Raw genomic sequence first — 16,618 nt, 5'->3', positions numbered from 1 at the left:
GCACAGCCTGTCGGAACACCTTTTTTGTCTGTACAGGAGGAGCCATGCGTCGTCTGCTCGCCGGTCTCGCGGCCGGCACCTTCCTGCTCGCCACGGCGGCCTGTGGCTCGTCCGACGGCTCCGGCTCGTCGGACAAGGGCACGTCGTCCACAGGCACCACCACCGTCAAACTCGGCCTGATCCCCATCGTCGACGTCGCCCCCGTCTACCTCGGCGTGCAGAAGGGCTTCTACGACAAGCACGGCCTGAAGCTGTCGATCACGACCGCGCAGGGCGGCGCGGCCATCGTCCCCGGCGTCGTCAGCGGCCAGTTCCAGTTCGGCTTCAGCAACATGACCTCCCTCATGATCGCCCAGTCCAACAACGTCCCCGTGCGGGCCGTGTCGAACGGCATCGCCTCAACGGGCGCCCAGGGCAGGGACTTCGGGGCGATCACCGTGAAGAAGGGCAGCCCCATCAAGTCCGCGAAGGACCTGGAGGGCAAGAAGGTCGCCATCAACACCCTCAAGAACATCAACGAGACCGCCGTGCGCGCCTCGGTCCGCGAGGCGGGCGGCGACCCGGACAAGGTGAACTTCGTCGAACTCCCCTTCGACCAGATGCCCGCCGCCCTCGACGGCGGACGCATCGACGCCGCGATGGTCGTGGAGCCCGCCCTCGCGACCGTCAAGAGCCAGGGCGGCGTGGAGATCGCCTCCCCGCTGGTCGACGTCGCACCGAACCTCACCGTCGCCATGTACTTCACCTCCCACCAGTACGCCCAGCAGAACCCGGACGTGGTGAAGAAGTTCCAGCAGGCCACCGCCGAGTCCCTCGCCTACGCCGACGCGCACCCCGACGAGGTCCGGCAGATCGTCACCACCTACACCAAGATCCCCGCCGCGGTCCTGGAACAGGTGACGCTGCCCAAGTGGCCCGCGGAGGCCGACCGTTCCTCCATCGAGGCCCTGAAGAAGCTGGGCGACGAGGACGGTCTGTTCAAGTCGGACCCCGACCTGGACAAGCTCCTGCCGTGAAGGGGCTGAACCTGGTGCTCGGTGCGGCCGGGCTCGCGGCCTTCCTCGCCCTCGGCGAGGCGGTGCCGCGACTCGGTCTGGTCAAGGAGGCCTACTTCCCGCCGACGAGCCGCATCGCCCGGGCCCTCGGCGACGAACTCGCCGACAGCGCCTTCTGGACGGCCCTCGGCGACACCCTCACCGGCTGGGCCCTCGGCCTGGCCATCGCGGTCGGCGCGGGCATCGTCGCCGGAGTGGTCATCTCCGTCGTCCCGTACCTGCGCGAGGCGACGGCGTCGACGATCGAGTTCCTGCGCCCCATCCCCTCGGTCGCACTCATCCCCCTCGCCGTCCTGCTGTACGGCACCGGACTGCGCTCGGTCCTCCTGCTCGTCGTCTACGCCTCCTTCTGGCAGGTCCTCATCCAGGTCCTCTACGGCGTCCAGGACGTCGACCCCGTCGCGGAGGAGACGGCCCGCTCCTACGGCCTCGGCCCCTGGGCACGCGTCCGGCACGTCCTGTGGCCGACCGCGCTGCCCTACGTCATGACCGGCGTACGGCTCGCGGCGGCCGTCGCGCTGATCCTCGCCGTCACCGCCGAACTGGTCATCGGCGCACCCGGCCTGGGCGCGCGCATCGCGGTCGCCCAGACCTCCCAGGCGGTGCCCGAGATGTACGCGCTGATCGTCGTCGCCGGACTGCTCGGCCTGCTGATCAACGTCGGCGCGCGAACCGTGGAGCGGCGCGCGCTGGCCTGGCACCAGTCCGTGCGCGGGGAGGTGGCGGTGTGAGGCGCCTAGCGCTCCGGCTGACACTGGTGGTCGCCCTCCCGGCCGTGCTGGTCGCGGTGTGGTGGGCGGCGTCCGCGAACAGCACCGACGTGTACTGGCCGCCCCTGCGGACGATCCTCGAGACCTTCCCCGACGTGTGGACCGGCGAGCGGCTGCGCTCCGACGTCCTGCCGAGCGTGCTGCGCCTCGCGGGCGGTTACGCGCTGGCGGCCGTCGCCGGGATCGCGCTCGGCACGGTCATCGGCTCCCACCGGCGGGTGCGCGCGGTGTGCGAGCCGGTCCTGGAGTTCCTGCGGGCGGTGCCCCCGCCCGTCCTCGTCCCCGTCATCATGCTGTTCGCGGGCATCGGCGACACCATGAAGGTCCTGGTGATCGCTGCCGGCTGCGTGTGGCCGGTGCTCCTCAACACCGTCGAGGGCGTACGGGCGGTGGACCCGGTGATGGCCGAGACGGCCCGTTCCTACGGCATCACCGGCATCGCCGGCATCAGGGACCTCGTCCTGCCCTCGGCGAGCCCGCAGATCTTCGCCGGCCTGCGCCAGGCGCTCTCCATCGGCATCATCCTGATGGTCATCAGCGAGATGTTCGCCGCCAGCAACGGACTCGGCTTCACCATCGTGCAGTTCCAGCGCGGATTCGCCATCCCCGACATGTGGACCGGCATCCTGGTGCTCGGCCTGCTCGGCTTCCTCCTGTCGGTCCTCTTCCAACTGGTCGAGCGGCGTGTACTCGGCTGGTACCACGGGCTGCGCGCCTCCACCCGGCGGTCCCGGTGACCTCCCCGAACGGTTCGAAAGGGCAGGGCATGCTCGACGTACGCGGCCTGAAGAAGGTCTACGAGGGATCCGGACGGCGGGTGGAGGCGGTGCGCGACCTCACCTTCACCGTCGGCGCCGGCGAACTCGTCTGTCTCGTCGGCCCGTCGGGCTGCGGCAAGACGACACTGCTCAAGTGCATGGGCGGTCTGCTGACGCCGACGGCAGGCGAGGTGCTGCTGGAGGGACGGAAGGTGACCGGGCCGCCGCCCGGGATGGCGTTCGTCTTCCAGGAGTACGGGCGCAGCCTGTTCCCGTGGATGCGGGTCGGTGAGAACGTCGAACTCCCGCTGAAGCAGAAGGGGCTGAGCAAGGCGCGACGGCGGGAACTGGTCGCCGACGCGCTGGCCTCCGTCGGGCTCGCGGACGCCGCCCCGGCCTACCCCTGGCAGCTGTCCGGCGGCATGCAGCAGAGGGTGGCGATCGCCCGGGCCCTCGCCTACGAGCCGCGCGTCCTGCTGATGGACGAGCCGTTCGCGGCCGTGGACGCACAGACCCGCGCCGACCTCGAGGACCTCGTACGAGGCCTGTGGCGCGAGCGCGGGATCACCATCCTGTTCGTCACCCACGACATCGACGAGGCCGTCTACCTGGGCGAGCGGGTCGTCGTCCTGTCCGCCTCACCGACCGTCGTACGGGAACAGCTGAAGGTGGACCTGCCGCCGGAACGCGACCAGTTGCACACCCGGGTGGCCCCGCGCTTCGCCGAGCTGCGCACGCACGTGTACGAGCAGATCCAGGCCGCCAAGCGGGCCGGCAACACCGAGGAGGCGGTGCCCGCCGACGCCCCTCCCCTGAAGTGACGGCCGGGTCCCGGCCCGGCCCGGGCGCCGTCGGCGACCTGAACGCCGACGGTGCCCGGTCAGGCCTCGGGGGCGGGAACCACGCTGAGGTGCCCCGCGGTGCGGCGCGGCCGGCGCGCCCTGCGGGGCGCGGGCGCGGCGGCCTCGCGCAGCACCATCGTCAACCGCGTGTATCCCATATCCTGCAGGGTCTTCGGGGTGTCGCCGACGATACGGCACCGGGTGGCGCCCCAGCGAGGGTCCGGGTGGACCAGGGGCCGGACCGCGCCGTCGTGCTCCACGGCCTCCTCGCCGACCGCCCGGATCCAGTGCGGCAGACCCTGCCGGTAGGCGGCCTCCATGATCGGGTCCTGGGCGATCTCCCGGCGGATCGCCTGGAGGCCGTGGTCGTGGCCATGCCTCTCCAGCGCCGCCGCGAAGCGGGCCAGCATCGGCAGGCACCAGCTCGACTCGTGGTCGCCCAGGACCGCCGAGGCGTCGGGGTGGAACAGGACGAACCGGAGGAAGTTGTCGCCCGGCAGGGCCGTCGGATGCGGGCCCACCTCACGGAAAAGTGTCCGGAAAGCGGTGTTCGCCAGGACGACGTCCCAGCGGTGGTCGAGGACGACGGACGGGAAGGGGACGGCCTCCAGGTACGCGGCGTAGTCCTGAAGGTAGGCCTGGGCCTCGGAACTCTCGGGGACGGGCCGCGGTACCGACCGCTGCCCACCTGCCTGATACGCCATCGGGAGGTCACCCCTCTTGCCTCTGCGGCCTTCACGCGGCGCCCCGATCCTGCTGCCCCGACGCGAGGCATGTCAACTATCGTGGCATTCCACGCTCGTTGACGGCTGAAATAGGCCACAGTTGTGGCGAGACCTGGATGTGAGTTCGACCGACCCGCTACTCTCCGGTCAGTTCACGGCGATCGCCTGTGCCTGTGAGAGGGTCGTGAGAGACGTAGGAGACCTGTCGGTGACGGATGGCTTCGAGGTTCCGGGCGCCACGGCGACGGTGCTGCTGTCGGCCGTCGTCGCCCGCGTCACCGCACTCGCCGACCGGCTCGGCGTGCCGCACGCCGAGGTCTTCGACACCGGGCGGCTGTCCGTCGCCTGCGGCGTCCCCGAGTCCGTCGTCAAGGCCCTGCTGAGCGGCCGGCCGGCCGGCGAACCGGATGTGCAGGCCAGATTCCTGCAGCGGCTGGACCTGCTGCGCCGCACCCGGCTCAAGCCCAACGGACGCAAGTACACCCAGCAGGAGATCGCCGACGGCGCCGGCATGTCACGGCAACAGGCCGGCGCCCTCATCAACGGCGACCGCCGCCCCACGATGGAGCACTGCGACGCGCTCCAGCGCTTCTTCCGCGTCCACGCCGGCTTCCTCACCGCCGAGGACCCCGAGGCGCTCGCGGGCGCACTGCAGCACATCGAGCAGGAACTGCTGCAGAAGCTCGCCGCCCGGGAGGCGGCCGCGGCCGCCGAGGACCCGCTGGAGCGGCTGCTGCAGGACCACGGCGTGCGCGGAATCGCCTGGCGGGCCGCACAACTGCCCACCGACCAGCACCGCGACAAGGTCGCCGAGTGGCTGGACATGCTCCTGGAGAGCGTGAAGCGGCCCGAGTCGTGATCCGGGGGAGGACTGTGGGCATCGCCAAGGACATGCGCCGCCTGTGCGACGGGCTGGTCGCGGAGCTGACCCTCCCGGCCCCCGCCGCACCAGCCGACCTGTACACCGCCCTGTGCGACGGCATGAGCAGACGCCGCGGCCGCCCCGTCCACTTCCGTACGGCCGCCTTCCCGCCGGGCACCGCCAGCGGCCTCTGGCTCGACATGGCCGACCAGGACCTCGTCGTCGTCGAGGAACGCACCGCGCCCGACCACCAGTTGGTGATCCTCGGCCACGAGCTGTGGCACATGAAGGCGGGCCACTGCAGTCACCACGTCGAGGGCGCAGCCGTCGCGGCCCGTTTACTCCACGACGGCGCGGACCTGCAGGCGACGGTCCACAAGGTCGCCGCCCGCACCCGCTTCGACCAGGCCGACGAACGGGACGCCGAACAGTTCGGCCTGCTGCTGGCCAGCAAGTGCCGCACCTGGCTGGTGGGTTCGTCGGCACGCGGACCCGCCCGGCGCGATCATCTCGCGGGGCGGATCGAGGCGTCGCTGGGGTACCCGGGGCGGCAGGAGCGGGCCGGGGGCTGAAGGGCCGGGGGCTGAGGGGCGAGGCGGGGCGCGAGAGATCTGCGTCGTGCGTCGTCGGACGAGCGGTATCCGTAGCGCGCCGGCAGTCGGCTGTTGGCAGTCGGATGTCGGCAGTCGGGCCGACCGTCCTCCGGCGACTGTCTACTGTCGCCGGTCGAGTGCCGTCCGTTGTTCGTCGTCTATCGTCCGTCGACGGAACGTCGTCTGCCATCTGCAACCTGATGCCTGCTGTCAGCAGTCTGCTGTGAGCCGTCGACGGTCAACCCTCTACGGTCCGCTGTCCGCTGTCCGCTGTCCGCTGTACGGCGCCCCTTGAGAGTCCGCAGCCCGCTGCCCGGGCCGGCAGTGCACGCGGAACGCCGACCACTCGCCCGCTCAAGTCATCGGTCGCGGACGGCCGATGAAAGCCCTTCACACCAGCGTACAGACCGTTTTGGCCGGGGAATTGGATGCCGTTCCGCCTCCGCTAAGCGGGCGAACCGACGCGAAGCGCGGCCGGATTGTCAGTGGTGGGCGGCAAGCTGGGGGGTGCGCCGCCGCATGGTGGCGTACGCGCCGTCAGGGCGCGTGGGACACGACGCCGACGCGGGGAGAGCCGACCGATGCCCACTGCCGTACTGACCGACCGCGAGCGCACCGCCGTCCAGGCCTATCTGCGGCTGCTGCACACCGTCCGGGCCGCCTTCGGCGACGAGGCCTCGGGCCACACCTCCGGGCCGCCGCAGGACCGGTTGCCTCCGGTGGTCCCACCCGCCGTCCTGGCCGAGGCGGAACAGGCGCTGGCGGCCGCGGGCCTGGCGGGAAACGAGGAGGAGTTCTTCCGGCTGCTGCACAGCTGGTGCCCGGAGAGGTGAGCGGCGAGGTGAGCGGAGGAGGGGCGGGGACGGTGGTGTGGGACCACGGCTCCGGCGCGGGGCCCGGCAGGGACGTGGCGGCCGGTCCCGCATCGCGGGACCTCGCTGCCGGGCGCCGTTCGGCTCAGACCCGTGGGACCGTGACCGCTGTCGCCACGATCCCGCGCCCGACGGCCCAGCGGCCGTCGAAGTGTCCGATGCGGTGTCCGTCGAGCAGCGGGCCGGGGACGAGGAGCCGGGCACGGAAGGTGCCGCGCGCGCCGTCCGTGAGGCCGGCGTCGATGTCGATGTCGGCCTCGCTGAAGTCCAGCCACTTGCGGGTGAGGGGGAACCACGCCTTGTAGACGGACTCCTTGGCGCTGAACAGCAGCCGGTCCCAGTGCACCTCGGGCCGGTCCCCGGCCAGGCGGCGCAGCCGTTCCGCCTCCGCGGGCAGGGCGACGGCGGACAGGACGCCCTCGGGCAGCGGCCGGTGCGGTTCGGCGTCGATGCCGAGGGAGGCCAGGTCGGCGGTGCGCACCAGGGCCGCGGCGCCGTAGCCGTCGCAGTGGGTCATGCTGCCGGTCAGGCCGGCCGGCCACTGCGGGGCGCCGCGCTCTCCGGGCAGCACCGGCTGCGGGGGCACGCCCAGCTTCTCCATGGCGCGCCGAGCGCAGGAGCGTACGACGGTGAACTCGCGTCGGCGCTTGGCGACGGCCCGGGCCACGAGCGCCTCCTCCTCCGGGTACAGCGGCCCGTCCCCGAACTCGCGGACGCCCTCCTCGCCGTGGGCCGCCACGGCGACGACCGTCTCGGGCAGCAGTTCCTCGATCACGCGGCCGTGTCCTCCGTAGGCAGGATGCGGCGCAGCCGGCCGGGCGGCTGCGGGCGCTTGCGCCACTCGCGGGGGTAGCCCACCGACACCTCCTCGAAGCGGACCCCCTCGTGCCAGGTGGTCCGCGGGATGTGCAGGTGGCCGTAGACCATGGCCGCGACACGGAACCGGCGGTGCCAGTCGGCGGTCAGGCGGGTGCCGCACCACATGGCGAACTCGGGGTACCACAGGACGTCCGTGGGGTGCCGGTCCAGCGGGTAGTGGTTGACGAGGACGGTCGGCAGGTCCTGCGGCAGGGCGGCGAGCCGGCGTTCCGTCTCGGCGACCCGCGCCCGGCACCAGTCCTCGCGCGTCGGGTAGGGATCGGGGTGCAGCAGGTACTCGTCGTTGCACACGACACCGGTCTTGTGGGCGTACGCCAGCCCCTCCTCCTTGGTGGCGCAGCCGGCCGGCAGGAACGAGTAGTCGTACAACAGGAAGAGCGGGGCGACCGCCACCGGGCCGCCGGGACCCTCCCACACCGGGTAGGGGTCCTCCGGGGTCGTCACGCCGAGTTCGCGGCACATCTCGACGAGGTGCTCGTAGCGGGCGACACCCCGGAGGGTGACGGTGTCCTTGGGGTGGGTCCACAGTTCGTGGTTTCCCGGCGCCCAGACGACCTTGCGGAAACGGCTGGCGAGGGTCTTCAGGGCCCAGCCGATGTCGGCGACGCTCTCCGAGACGTCACCGGCGACGAGCAGCCAGTCGTCGTCCGACTGCGGGGCCATGCGTTCGACCAGGGCGCGGTTCTCCGGGTAGCCGATGTGCAGATCGCTGATGGCCAGCAGTTGTCCGGCGCCACCGGCCGTCGGCGTCACGTCCGCTCCCCCGTTCCCGCTCGGGCACGTGCGCCCCTGCCCGACACACGAACGGCACCACGACAGCACATTCCCGCGCGCGGGACAAGGAGGTACCCGACCGGCGCCCCGGTGTCCCCGCCCGGCACCGCTCCCGGTGCTCCTGCCGCTCCTCGGCCGGCGCCCTTACCCGTCCCACGGACCCCGTGAACATCATCGGAGAATCCGTAACACCGGCGTTGCACGCCGCACCTCCGCGAAGCCGTATGATCGCCCCAACACCTCCGCTTTGAACGCCCCTTCGCACGGGGCGGTTTGGTGTCCCTCCGTCCACCCTGCCCGGGCACGGGCCCGCTTCGCCCTGCCCGCGAACCGTGAAAGGCGGCCCGCATGGTCTCTCGCGTACGCGTCTGGCTCAACCGCACGTACGCGGAGAACGTGTTCTTCATGGATCAGCTGCGGCGAAATCCGAGCGACCGGGCCGTCGAGATCCATGCCACGCACGCGGACGCCGACTCGCCCGTGCTGGCCGCCGCCGACACCGCCGACCTGGAGCCGGAGGGCCTGTCCCCGGCCGGGTACGTGGAGTACGCGCTCGACCAGTGCGCGCGCCGCGGTATCGACGTGTTCGTGCCCCGGCTGCACCAGTCGGCGATCGTGGCGCACCGCGCCGACTTCGAGGCGGTCGGCACGGCGCTGCTGGCGCCGACGCCCGAGGCCGTCGCCGTCTTCCAGGACAAGGTGATCGCCTACGAGGCCGTCCAGGCGATCGGTGTGCCCGTGCCGCCGTGGTGGCGGGTGCGGACGGCCGACGAACTCGTCGCCGCCGTCGAGGAGTTGGAGGCGGGCGGTCACAAGGCGTGCTTCAAGCCCGCGTCCGGCGCGGGCGGGGTGGGCTTCCGCGTGATCACGCGCGCCCCCTTCTCCCTGGCGCATCTCAGCGGCTTCCCGAGCCCCTACGTCCAGCTGGACCTGGTCGTCGAGGCGCTGAAGCAGGCGGAGGAGCCGGTGGACTGGCTGGTCATGCCGCGTCTGGAGCAGCCGGAGGTGTCCGTGGACTGCCTCACCGGCCGCGACAACCGCGTCCGTCTCGCCATCGCCCGCACCAAGAACGGCCGCCGTCGGGGCTTCACCCTCCAGGACCAGTGGCTGGAGCCGGCGCGGCGGATCGCCGAGGGCTTCGGGCTGCACTACCTGTCCAACATCCAGTTCCGGATGTTCGGCGAGCAGCCGGTCCTGATGGACGTCAACACGCGTCCGGCGGGCGGGCTGCACCAACTGTCCCTCTGCGGGGTCAACGCGCCCTGGGCGGCCGTGCAGTTGGCGCTCGGCGAGGACCCCGGGGAGATCGTGCCGCCGTTCCTGGGACAGGACTACACGGTGGTGTCGGGGCCGCGGCCGGTACGGCCGGTGTCGCTTCCGCAGCAGCGCGTGGAGGAGACGGAGACCTTGCTTCCGGCGGTGCCCGCCCAGGTGGACTCCGTCGAGGACCAGGCGGCCCCGGCCTCCGCGGCGGTCACCTCGGCCGCACCGGCCGGATTCACCGGCTGATCGGACCCGTTCGTCGCACCAGAAGTCCCCCGGAGAATCTCCGGGGGATTTTTTTCGCCCGGGGTGTATCAGGGCCCGAGGTGCGTGCTCTTAAGGGTGTAACGCCGAAAGCCCACGGAGGAACGACGGGGGTACGGGGGATCACGGGGGCCTCCGTGGGAGCGCCGAGGGTGCGGGGAGCGCCCGCGGCATCGCGGAACACCGAGGGACCGACGGGGGAATCGGGGATCGACGGGGGATCCCCGGGGCACGGGGGATCGGGTCGGTCGGCCGCTGTCACGGGGAGCGACCGACCGGCCCGAAAGCGTCCCGCCCGCCGGGCGGGACCGCTGTGCCCGCCGCCGCGTCAGGAGCGGCCCGACCCCCGGTACAGCTCCAGCTCGCCGTCGAGTTCCACGGCGAGCACCGTGGCGTGCGGGTCGAGGTCGGCCGCCGGGGGCGGATCGATCCACAGCACGCCGACGGCCTCGTGCAGACCGCCGACGACTCGGTGCGCGAGCTCGGTCCCGGTGCCGAGCACCGTGACCCGGCGGACCGGGGTGACCAGACCGCGGACGCCGATCTCGGCCCGCGGGATGTCGAACAGGGTCAGATAGAGGGTGCGGCGGTCGGAGGAGAGGGTGCTGGGCCCGTAGTGGTGCCCGGCCGGGAGGCCGCGCACCGTCCCGTACACGGCCTCGGCGTGCCGGCGGATCCACTCTCCCAGACCCTCGAGGCGCTCGATCTGTGGCTGCGGGATCGTGCCGTCCTCCTTCGGGCCCACGTCGAGCAGCAGGTTGCCGCCGCCCCCGATGGTCTCGGTGAAGTAGCGGACGAGCTGGGTGAGCGACTTGTGGTGGTGGTCGTGGTGCCGGTACCCCCACGAGTCGTTGATCGTCAGGCACAGCTCCCACGGCCCCGCGGGCGGTTCGATGGGGACACCCTGTTCGGGAGTGGCGTAGTCCCCCTCGCTGAGCATGCGGGCGTTGAAGACGACGTCCGGCACGTACGACCGGATCAGGGCGGCGAGCTCCTTGATCCGCCACTGTTCCTCGCTGCGCTCCCACTCGCCGTCGAACCACATCAGGTCGGGCCGGTAACGGGAGGCCAGCTCGCGGACCTGGCCGTCGCGGAAGGCGAGGAAACGTTCCCATGCCTCGAGGTCCTCGTCCTCGGCGGCGACCTCGGAGTAGGGGTTGTCCTCCTGCTCCGGCGGACGGCCCGGCCTGCGGGTCGAGGCGTAGTCGGGGTGAAGTGGAGTTCCAGCGGGTTCCCTAGGCGAGGTCATCACGTTGTTGTCGCATATCAGCAGGTCGTCGGCGTGTCTCCGTCGATCACTCGTTAGTGTGGGATCTCTGCAGTAACTGGCAGATTCTGCGAGTGATCCCAGTAATTTGCCGGTTCATGGCGGATTCTGGAGCTCGTCGGCTTTCGCTGATCACAGCACCAGCACCGACGGCGAGCGAGCCGGAGCCTGCGGCAGAGGGCCTGGCGGATGTGCTGACGCTGCAGCGGCAGGCTGCAGCGTTCTCCGAGGGTGGTGACGAGGGCGCGTTCTTCCTCGACACGGTGGCCGAGTACACATGGGCGAGGGACGTGGCTGGCCTAGCGGCGACTACGCTGCGGCGGTTGGTACAGCCCGTCATCGAGGTCTGTGGTTTCTACGACACGGTGCCGTGGCGGCTCACGCCACGGCAGGTCGACTGCTACTTCGCCGGTCCGGGCAAGCGTGGGCGCCGCACGATCCGGTCGAAGATGGTCAAGATCGACGGCTTCTTCGCCTTCTTGGAACAGCGGTACGCAGGCGAGATCCTGCGGCGGTTCGGGGCGGCTGTCGAGTCTCCGGTCGACCCGTTCAACCGGCCCCGGCACCGCGGCGACTTCGGCCAGCGGATCCCACCGTCGAAACGGGCGATGAAGGAATTTTTCGCCGCCTGGCGAAAGGACCTGCCGAACGCGCGCAAGTACCCCGTAGCCGTCCGTGACTACTGCATGGCCAAGACCGCCTACACCTCCGGCGTCCGGGCCACGGAACTGTGCTCGGCGCGACTGGGCGACATCCACTGGGAGCTCGGCCAGTGGGGCCGCTTCATCGTCCAAGGCAAGGGCGCCCGCGGCTCGGGCCCACGCGAACGGGAGGCGTACATGTTCGCCGAGGGCCGCGAGCTGCTGTGGTGGTACGTCGAGGAGATCCGCGGCGAATTCGCCGACGACCCCACCGATCCATGTGCTCCTCTATGGCCGTCCGAGCGGCTGCCGGAGGCGGTCGCCTCGCTGAACGTACCCATCGCGCCAGCGATCGGCCCGGATGCCTTCCGCCGATCGCTGAAGACGGCCTCGGGACTCTACCTGAGCGGGCCGGTCACCCGGCTCTACCCGCATTTGCTGCGGCACGCGTGCGCGACGCACAACTACGAACCGATCAAAGGGCCGTATGACCGTCCGCCGGCATTTCGGCAACCACACCGTTTACCTCGACGAGCTCACCATGAAGCTGCTGACGAACTGGCTCCGCGAACGCGCTGCGCGATGGCCCCACAGCACCAACCCTCACCTGTTCGTCACCCAGCAGACAGCCCTCGACCCAAGCGGGCCACCCCTCGCGAAATACACGCTGCGGCCCCTCTTCCTCAGCCTCGGCATCCAACCACGGCAACTCCGTATCGACGGGGTCCTCGACGAAGCGCACGAAACCGCCGACCCCGTTCACCTCATGCGCGTCTTCGGCATCAGTGACACCACTGCCATGAAATACGTCAAAGCCGCTCACCCCCACCGCTTCACCAAAGATCCCACTCAGGCATAACAGGCGTAACTGGCAACTTCTGGGCGTGGTGGAGGCCGGGTCACCTTGCGTGCCCCGGCCCGGAGCACTGTCTGGTCTGAAATGAGGCCGCGTCTGTATCACCACCGTCCCGCTGGGTTCCTTCCCGCGTGTTCAGGCGTGTGGCAGCAACCGATCGCTGCCGCTCTCCATCACTGCTATGTCCGCCTGCGGTGGGTTTGCGCCAGTGACGGAGCACGTCAGGGCGGCGACGCGGGCGGCGAACATGCAGGCGTTGGTGACGTCTTCCAGGGTCAGTGCGTCGAGTCGGCCGCCGAGGTGTCCGAGGGCGGCGAGGCGGTGCAGTAGTCCGGCAGTGAAAGAGTCCCCGGCGCCGATCGTGTCAACGACGTCCACGGCCGGGGCAGGGACGGTGACGCGGGTGCCGTCGAGGGAGGCGAGGGCGCCGCGCCCGCCGAGGGTGATGACGACGAGGCGGACACCGGCGGCGTGCCAGGTGTCGCATGCCTCTTCGGGGCTGGTGCCGGGGAGGAGCAGGGCGAGGTCGTCCTCGCTGAGGCGGAGGATGTCGGCGAGGGCGCACCAGCGGGGAAGCCGTTCGCGGTAGGCGGAGGTCGGGACGAGCAGAGGTCGGACGTTGGGGTCGATCGATACGGTGACGTGCTCGCGCGCATGGGCGAGGTGGTCCTCGATGCGACTGCCGCCAGGTTGGCGTATCAGTGCCAGGGAACCGGTGTGCAGGCAGGCCGCGTCGTCCTGCTGGGTGGCGGCGAGTTCCTCGTCGGTCCACTGCCAGTCGGCGGCACTGTCGGCGTAGAAGGTGTAGGTGGCCTGGCCGGTCTCATCGAGGTCGGCGACGGCGAGTGTGCTGGGCTCTGGGGCGGTCACGCTGCCGGTCAGGTCGACGCCGGAGTCGCTGAGGCGGGCCCGGAAGAGGGTGCCGAAGACGTCGCTGGAGAACCGCCCGAGGAAGCGGGTGGGGGTGCCGAGCCGGGCGAGGGCGACGGCGGTATTGGCGGGGCCGCCTCCGGGCAGGGCGCGCAGCGCGAGTTCCCCGGAGCCGGAGCGGGCGGGGTCGGTGAAGGCGTCGGCGACGCACTCGCCGAGGACGGTGACGCTGCTGGGGGCCTGGGATCTAGCCATGGCGACTGCTTGCCTCTCTCGGTAGGGCGCGGGCTGCCAGCCCGGGACGGTGGCGTGATGCAGCCCATACATAGGTATTGACATGCCGCTCAAGACGGACGTAACTTCCCTGCCACACGGAAGTAACGCGCGTTATTAAAGCGCGAAACCGGAGGTGCTGTCTCGCCCCCGGTCGACCGAAGGGAACCGAAAGTGGCCACGAACAAGACACGTCGCGTGACCATGAGCGACGTGGCCCGCCACGCGGGTGTCTCGCGGACCACGGTCTCCTTCGTCCTTAACGACAAGCCCGGCGCCGCCATCCCCGACGAGACCCGTCAGCGGATCCTGGAGGCGATCGACGAGCTCGGCTACCGGCCCAACGCTGGGGCGCGGGCGCTGGCCGCGAACCGCAGTGGGTGGTTCGGGCTGATCACCGAGATCGTGACCGGTCCCTTCGCCGCCGAGGTGATCACGGGAGCGCAGAGCCGCGCCTGGGGTGACCGCAGGTTCCTGCTGATCGCCGCGAGCGAGGGCGATCCCGTGCAGGAGGCCGCCGCGCTCGACCAGATGCTGGAGCATCGCGTGGAAGGCCTGCTGTACGCCACGACCTGGCACCGGGCCGTCAGTCTGCCGAAGGCCGCCCGCGAGGTGCCGACGGTTCTCGTCAACTGCTACGACGCGGAAGGGGAGCTGCCGTGCATCCTGCCCGACGAGGCGTCGGGCGGTTACAAGGCGACCCGCCGGCTCCTGGACGCCGGGCACACCCGCATCGGGTTCATCAATCTCGACCCGAAGATCCCGGCCGCCATCGGCAGGCGCGAGGGGTACGAACGTGCCCTGCGTGAGGCCGGGATCACCCCCGACCCCTCCCTCGTCATCCCCGGCTTCGCCACTGCCGACGGCGCCTACACCGCCGCCTGCGACCTGCTGGACCGCCCGGCCGGCGACCGGCCGACCGCGCTGTTCTGCGGCAACGACCGGATGGCGATGGGCGCCTATGACGCGATCAAGGAACGTGGGCTGCGCATCCCGCACGACGTGGCCGTGGTGGGGTTCGACAACCAGGAACTCATCGCCGCCTACCTGCGGCCGAAGCTGACGACGCTCGCCCTGCCTTTCGAGGCCATGGGCACCAAGGGCGTCGACATGCTCGCCGCTCTCGCAGCGGGGCAGCCGCTCAACACCCACCGGGTGACGATCGACTGCCCGCTGCTCGAACGCTCGTCGGTCTGACCGCGAATCAGTCCGCCGAGGAATCCCATCCCCGTCTTCGTCCTGTGTGTTGAAGAGAGGAAAAGAGTCTTCATTATGGCACCCTCCCGCATACCTTCACGGCGGCTGCGCCCTGTCCTGAGAGCGGTCACCGCGACCGCCGCCGCAGCCCTGGTCCTGTCCGCCTGCACAGGTGGCTCGGGCGCCGCCGGCGCCGGTGACACCTCCGGCAACCAGCTGCTCACCATCCCGCGCGAGGACCTGGCGACGTTCACGCGCAACTTCAACCCGCTCTCCCCGCAGGCCGCCCCGATGACCTTGCAGTCGGTCTACGAGCCGCTGGTGGTGCACAGCATGGCTGACTCCAAGGACACGCCGTGGCTGGCCACCAAGTGGGAGCAGGCCAAGGACGGCAAGTCCCTCACCTTCACGCTGCGCGACGGCGTGAAGTGGTCGGACGGCAAGCCGCTCACCGCCGAGGACGTCGTCTACACCTTCGAGCTGCAGAAGAAAGTGCTGGGCGGCTTCGACTACCTGGACAAGGTCACCGCGGTCGACGCCCAGACGGTGAAGTTCGCCTTCAACAAGGCGTTCGCTCCCGCCTTCTTCGAGATCGGCGGCCACTACATCCTGCCGAAGCACGTCTGGTCCAAGGTGAAGGACCCGGCGAAGTTTACCAACCCCAACCCGGTCGCCACCGGCCCGTACACCAAGGTCGAGAAGTTCCAGAGCCAGTCGTACGAGCTGCGCAAGAACCCCGACTACTGGCAGCCGGACAAGCAGCAGATCGCCGGCATCCGGATGCTCGCCTTCTCCGGCAACGACAGCGCCAACGTCGCCTTCACCAACGGTGAGGTGGACTGGACGCAGTCGTTCATCCCGGACATCGAGAAGTCCTTCGTCGCCAAGGACAAGGAGCACAACCACTACTGGTTCCCGCCGGCCGGGGCGATGATCAACTGGCAGCTGAACACCACGAAGGCCCCCTTCAACGACCCGGCGGTGCGCAAGGCGCTCAGCATGGCGATCGACCGCGACCAGATCACCAAGGTCGCGATGAACGGCTACGCCGAGCCCGCCGACTGCACGGGCCTGGCCCGCACGTACGACAAGTGGCGCGACAAGGACCTCGCCGCCTCCTGCACCTGGACGAAGTACGACACCGACGCGGCGGCCAAGGCGCTGGACGCGGCCGGCTACAAGGACAGCGGCGGCAAGCGGAAGCTGAAGAACGGTAAGGACTTCACGTTCGACATCTCCGTCGGTTCCGCTTCCTCCGACTGGATCTCTGCGGCGAACATCATCAAGCAGAACCTGGCGAAGGTCGGCATCACCGCGACCGTGAAGACGCCCGACTGGTCGGCCGTGGTGAACTCCTACGAGCAGGGCACCTTTGACACCGGCATCGTGTGGAGCAACAACGGCGCCACCCCGTACGAGTACTTCCGCGGCTTGATGTCGACCGCCATGGTCAAGCCCGTCGGCGAGAAGGCCACCGAGAACTACCACCGCTACGGCGACAAGAAGGCCGACAAGCTCATCGACGCCTTCGCCGCAGCCCCGGACGAGCAGACGCAGCGCGAGCAGATCAACGCCCTGCAGAAGCTGTACGACGAGGACGCCCCGGCGGTGCCCCTGTTCACCGGCCCGGAGTTCGGCGCGTACACCGACAAGCGCTTCACCGGCTGGCCCTCCGAGAAGGACCCGTACGCCACGCTCGGCAACCGCAACGGCAGCACGATCCTCGTGCTCACCTCGCTGAAGCCCGTCAAGAGCTGACGCCGCCCGCGGACCGGCGGCCGCCCTCCTCCCCGACCCGGACGGCCGCCCCCGCGCACCGCACTTTCCGTTCACCCCCCACTGACAGGGAGCACGACC

Annotated in this window: 15 protein-coding genes and 1 pseudogene; 11 read left to right on the top strand and 5 right to left on the bottom strand. The window is 70.4% G+C overall.

What is annotated here, in order from left to right:
- The first annotated feature begins 44 nt into the window (after positions 1–44).
- The 4 genes from ACIHAR_RS14615 to ACIHAR_RS14600 are packed head-to-tail and all read left to right on the top strand — an operon-like array spanning position 45 to position 3,404.
- Entirely contained in the window at positions 45–1,016 is a 972-nt protein-coding gene (locus ACIHAR_RS14615; RefSeq protein WP_365458168.1) for an ABC transporter substrate-binding protein, read from the top strand.
- Complete coding sequence (locus tag ACIHAR_RS14610; RefSeq protein WP_365458165.1) at positions 1,013–1,786, top strand: ABC transporter permease; 774 nt, start codon at positions 1,013–1,015, stop codon at positions 1,784–1,786. Before ACIHAR_RS14615 ends, ACIHAR_RS14610 begins: the two co-directional genes overlap by 4 nt.
- The gene (locus ACIHAR_RS14605) at positions 1,783–2,562 is read left to right on the top strand and encodes an ABC transporter permease subunit (RefSeq protein ID WP_365458162.1); all 780 of its coding nucleotides are present in this window, start codon (positions 1,783–1,785) and stop codon (positions 2,560–2,562) included. Before ACIHAR_RS14610 ends, ACIHAR_RS14605 begins: the two co-directional genes overlap by 4 nt.
- Before the next feature lie 29 nt (positions 2,563–2,591).
- Positions 2,592–3,404 (top strand): ABC transporter ATP-binding protein, encoded by an 813-nt coding sequence (locus tag ACIHAR_RS14600; protein ID WP_400019523.1) that lies wholly within the window; start codon positions 2,592–2,594, stop codon positions 3,402–3,404.
- A gap of 59 nt (positions 3,405–3,463) precedes the next feature.
- On the opposite strand, the gene ACIHAR_RS14595 is transcribed toward ACIHAR_RS14600, so the two are convergent.
- Positions 3,464–4,129, bottom strand: coding sequence for a hypothetical protein (locus ACIHAR_RS14595; protein ID WP_365458156.1), 666 nt, complete (start codon positions 4,127–4,129; stop codon positions 3,464–3,466).
- A gap of 229 nt (positions 4,130–4,358) precedes the next feature.
- On the opposite strand from ACIHAR_RS14595, the gene ACIHAR_RS14590 reads away from it, so the two are divergent.
- From ACIHAR_RS14590 to ACIHAR_RS14580, 3 genes are all read left to right on the top strand, one after another.
- Positions 4,359–5,009, top strand: a complete 651-nt coding sequence (locus ACIHAR_RS14590; protein WP_365458153.1) for a helix-turn-helix transcriptional regulator — start codon at positions 4,359–4,361, stop codon at positions 5,007–5,009.
- Positions 5,010–5,041: 32 nt separating this feature from the next.
- Positions 5,042–5,584 (top strand): toxin-antitoxin system, toxin component, encoded by a 543-nt coding sequence (locus ACIHAR_RS14585; RefSeq protein WP_400019670.1) that lies wholly within the window; start codon positions 5,042–5,044, stop codon positions 5,582–5,584.
- Positions 5,585–6,186: 602 nt separating this feature from the next.
- Positions 6,187–6,438, top strand: a complete 252-nt coding sequence (locus ACIHAR_RS14580; RefSeq protein WP_365458150.1) for a hypothetical protein — start codon at positions 6,187–6,189, stop codon at positions 6,436–6,438.
- A gap of 124 nt (positions 6,439–6,562) precedes the next feature.
- Here ACIHAR_RS14580 and ACIHAR_RS14575 read toward each other — a convergent pair whose 3' ends face one another.
- Positions 6,563–7,252, bottom strand: coding sequence for a 4'-phosphopantetheinyl transferase superfamily protein (locus ACIHAR_RS14575; RefSeq protein ID WP_365458147.1), 690 nt, complete (start codon positions 7,250–7,252; stop codon positions 6,563–6,565).
- On the bottom strand, positions 7,249–8,109 hold the full coding sequence (locus ACIHAR_RS14570; protein WP_400019520.1) for a metallophosphoesterase family protein: 861 nt from the start codon (positions 8,107–8,109) through the stop codon (positions 7,249–7,251). The genes ACIHAR_RS14575 and ACIHAR_RS14570 overlap by 4 nt, the downstream gene beginning before the upstream one ends.
- Positions 8,110–8,478: 369 nt before the next feature.
- On the opposite strand from ACIHAR_RS14570, the gene ACIHAR_RS14565 reads away from it, so the two are divergent.
- Positions 8,479–9,639, top strand: coding sequence for an ATP-grasp domain-containing protein (locus tag ACIHAR_RS14565; RefSeq protein WP_400019518.1), 1,161 nt, complete (start codon positions 8,479–8,481; stop codon positions 9,637–9,639).
- 346 nt (positions 9,640–9,985) lie between these two features.
- On the opposite strand, the pseudogene ACIHAR_RS14560 reads toward ACIHAR_RS14565, so the two are convergent.
- Positions 9,986–10,870, bottom strand: a pseudogene (locus ACIHAR_RS14560) (alpha-L-fucosidase); the annotation flags it as partial.
- A gap of 152 nt (positions 10,871–11,022) precedes the next feature.
- Between ACIHAR_RS14560 and ACIHAR_RS14555 the strand changes: the two are divergent.
- A complete protein-coding gene (locus ACIHAR_RS14555; RefSeq protein WP_400019516.1) occupies positions 11,023–12,354 on the top strand; it encodes a tyrosine-type recombinase/integrase in 1,332 nt (443 codons plus the stop codon).
- A gap of 202 nt (positions 12,355–12,556) precedes the next feature.
- On the opposite strand, the gene ACIHAR_RS14550 is transcribed toward ACIHAR_RS14555, so the two are convergent.
- Positions 12,557–13,546, bottom strand: coding sequence for a carbohydrate kinase (locus ACIHAR_RS14550; RefSeq protein WP_400019514.1), 990 nt, complete (start codon positions 13,544–13,546; stop codon positions 12,557–12,559).
- 192 nt (positions 13,547–13,738) lie between these two features.
- On the opposite strand from ACIHAR_RS14550, the gene ACIHAR_RS14545 reads away from it, so the two are divergent.
- Complete coding sequence (locus ACIHAR_RS14545; protein ID WP_400019512.1) at positions 13,739–14,761, top strand: LacI family DNA-binding transcriptional regulator; 1,023 nt, start codon at positions 13,739–13,741, stop codon at positions 14,759–14,761.
- A gap of 75 nt (positions 14,762–14,836) precedes the next feature.
- On the top strand, positions 14,837–16,519 hold the full coding sequence (locus tag ACIHAR_RS14540; RefSeq protein ID WP_400019511.1) for an ABC transporter substrate-binding protein: 1,683 nt from the start codon (positions 14,837–14,839) through the stop codon (positions 16,517–16,519).
- Positions 16,520–16,618: the final 99 nt, after the last annotated feature.

This window comes from Streptomyces sp. NPDC052016, from assembly GCF_044548445.1.
Taxonomy (GTDB): Bacteria; Actinomycetota; Actinomycetes; order Streptomycetales; family Streptomycetaceae; genus Streptomyces.
This window is presented reverse-complemented; position numbering and strand designations above follow the sequence as displayed.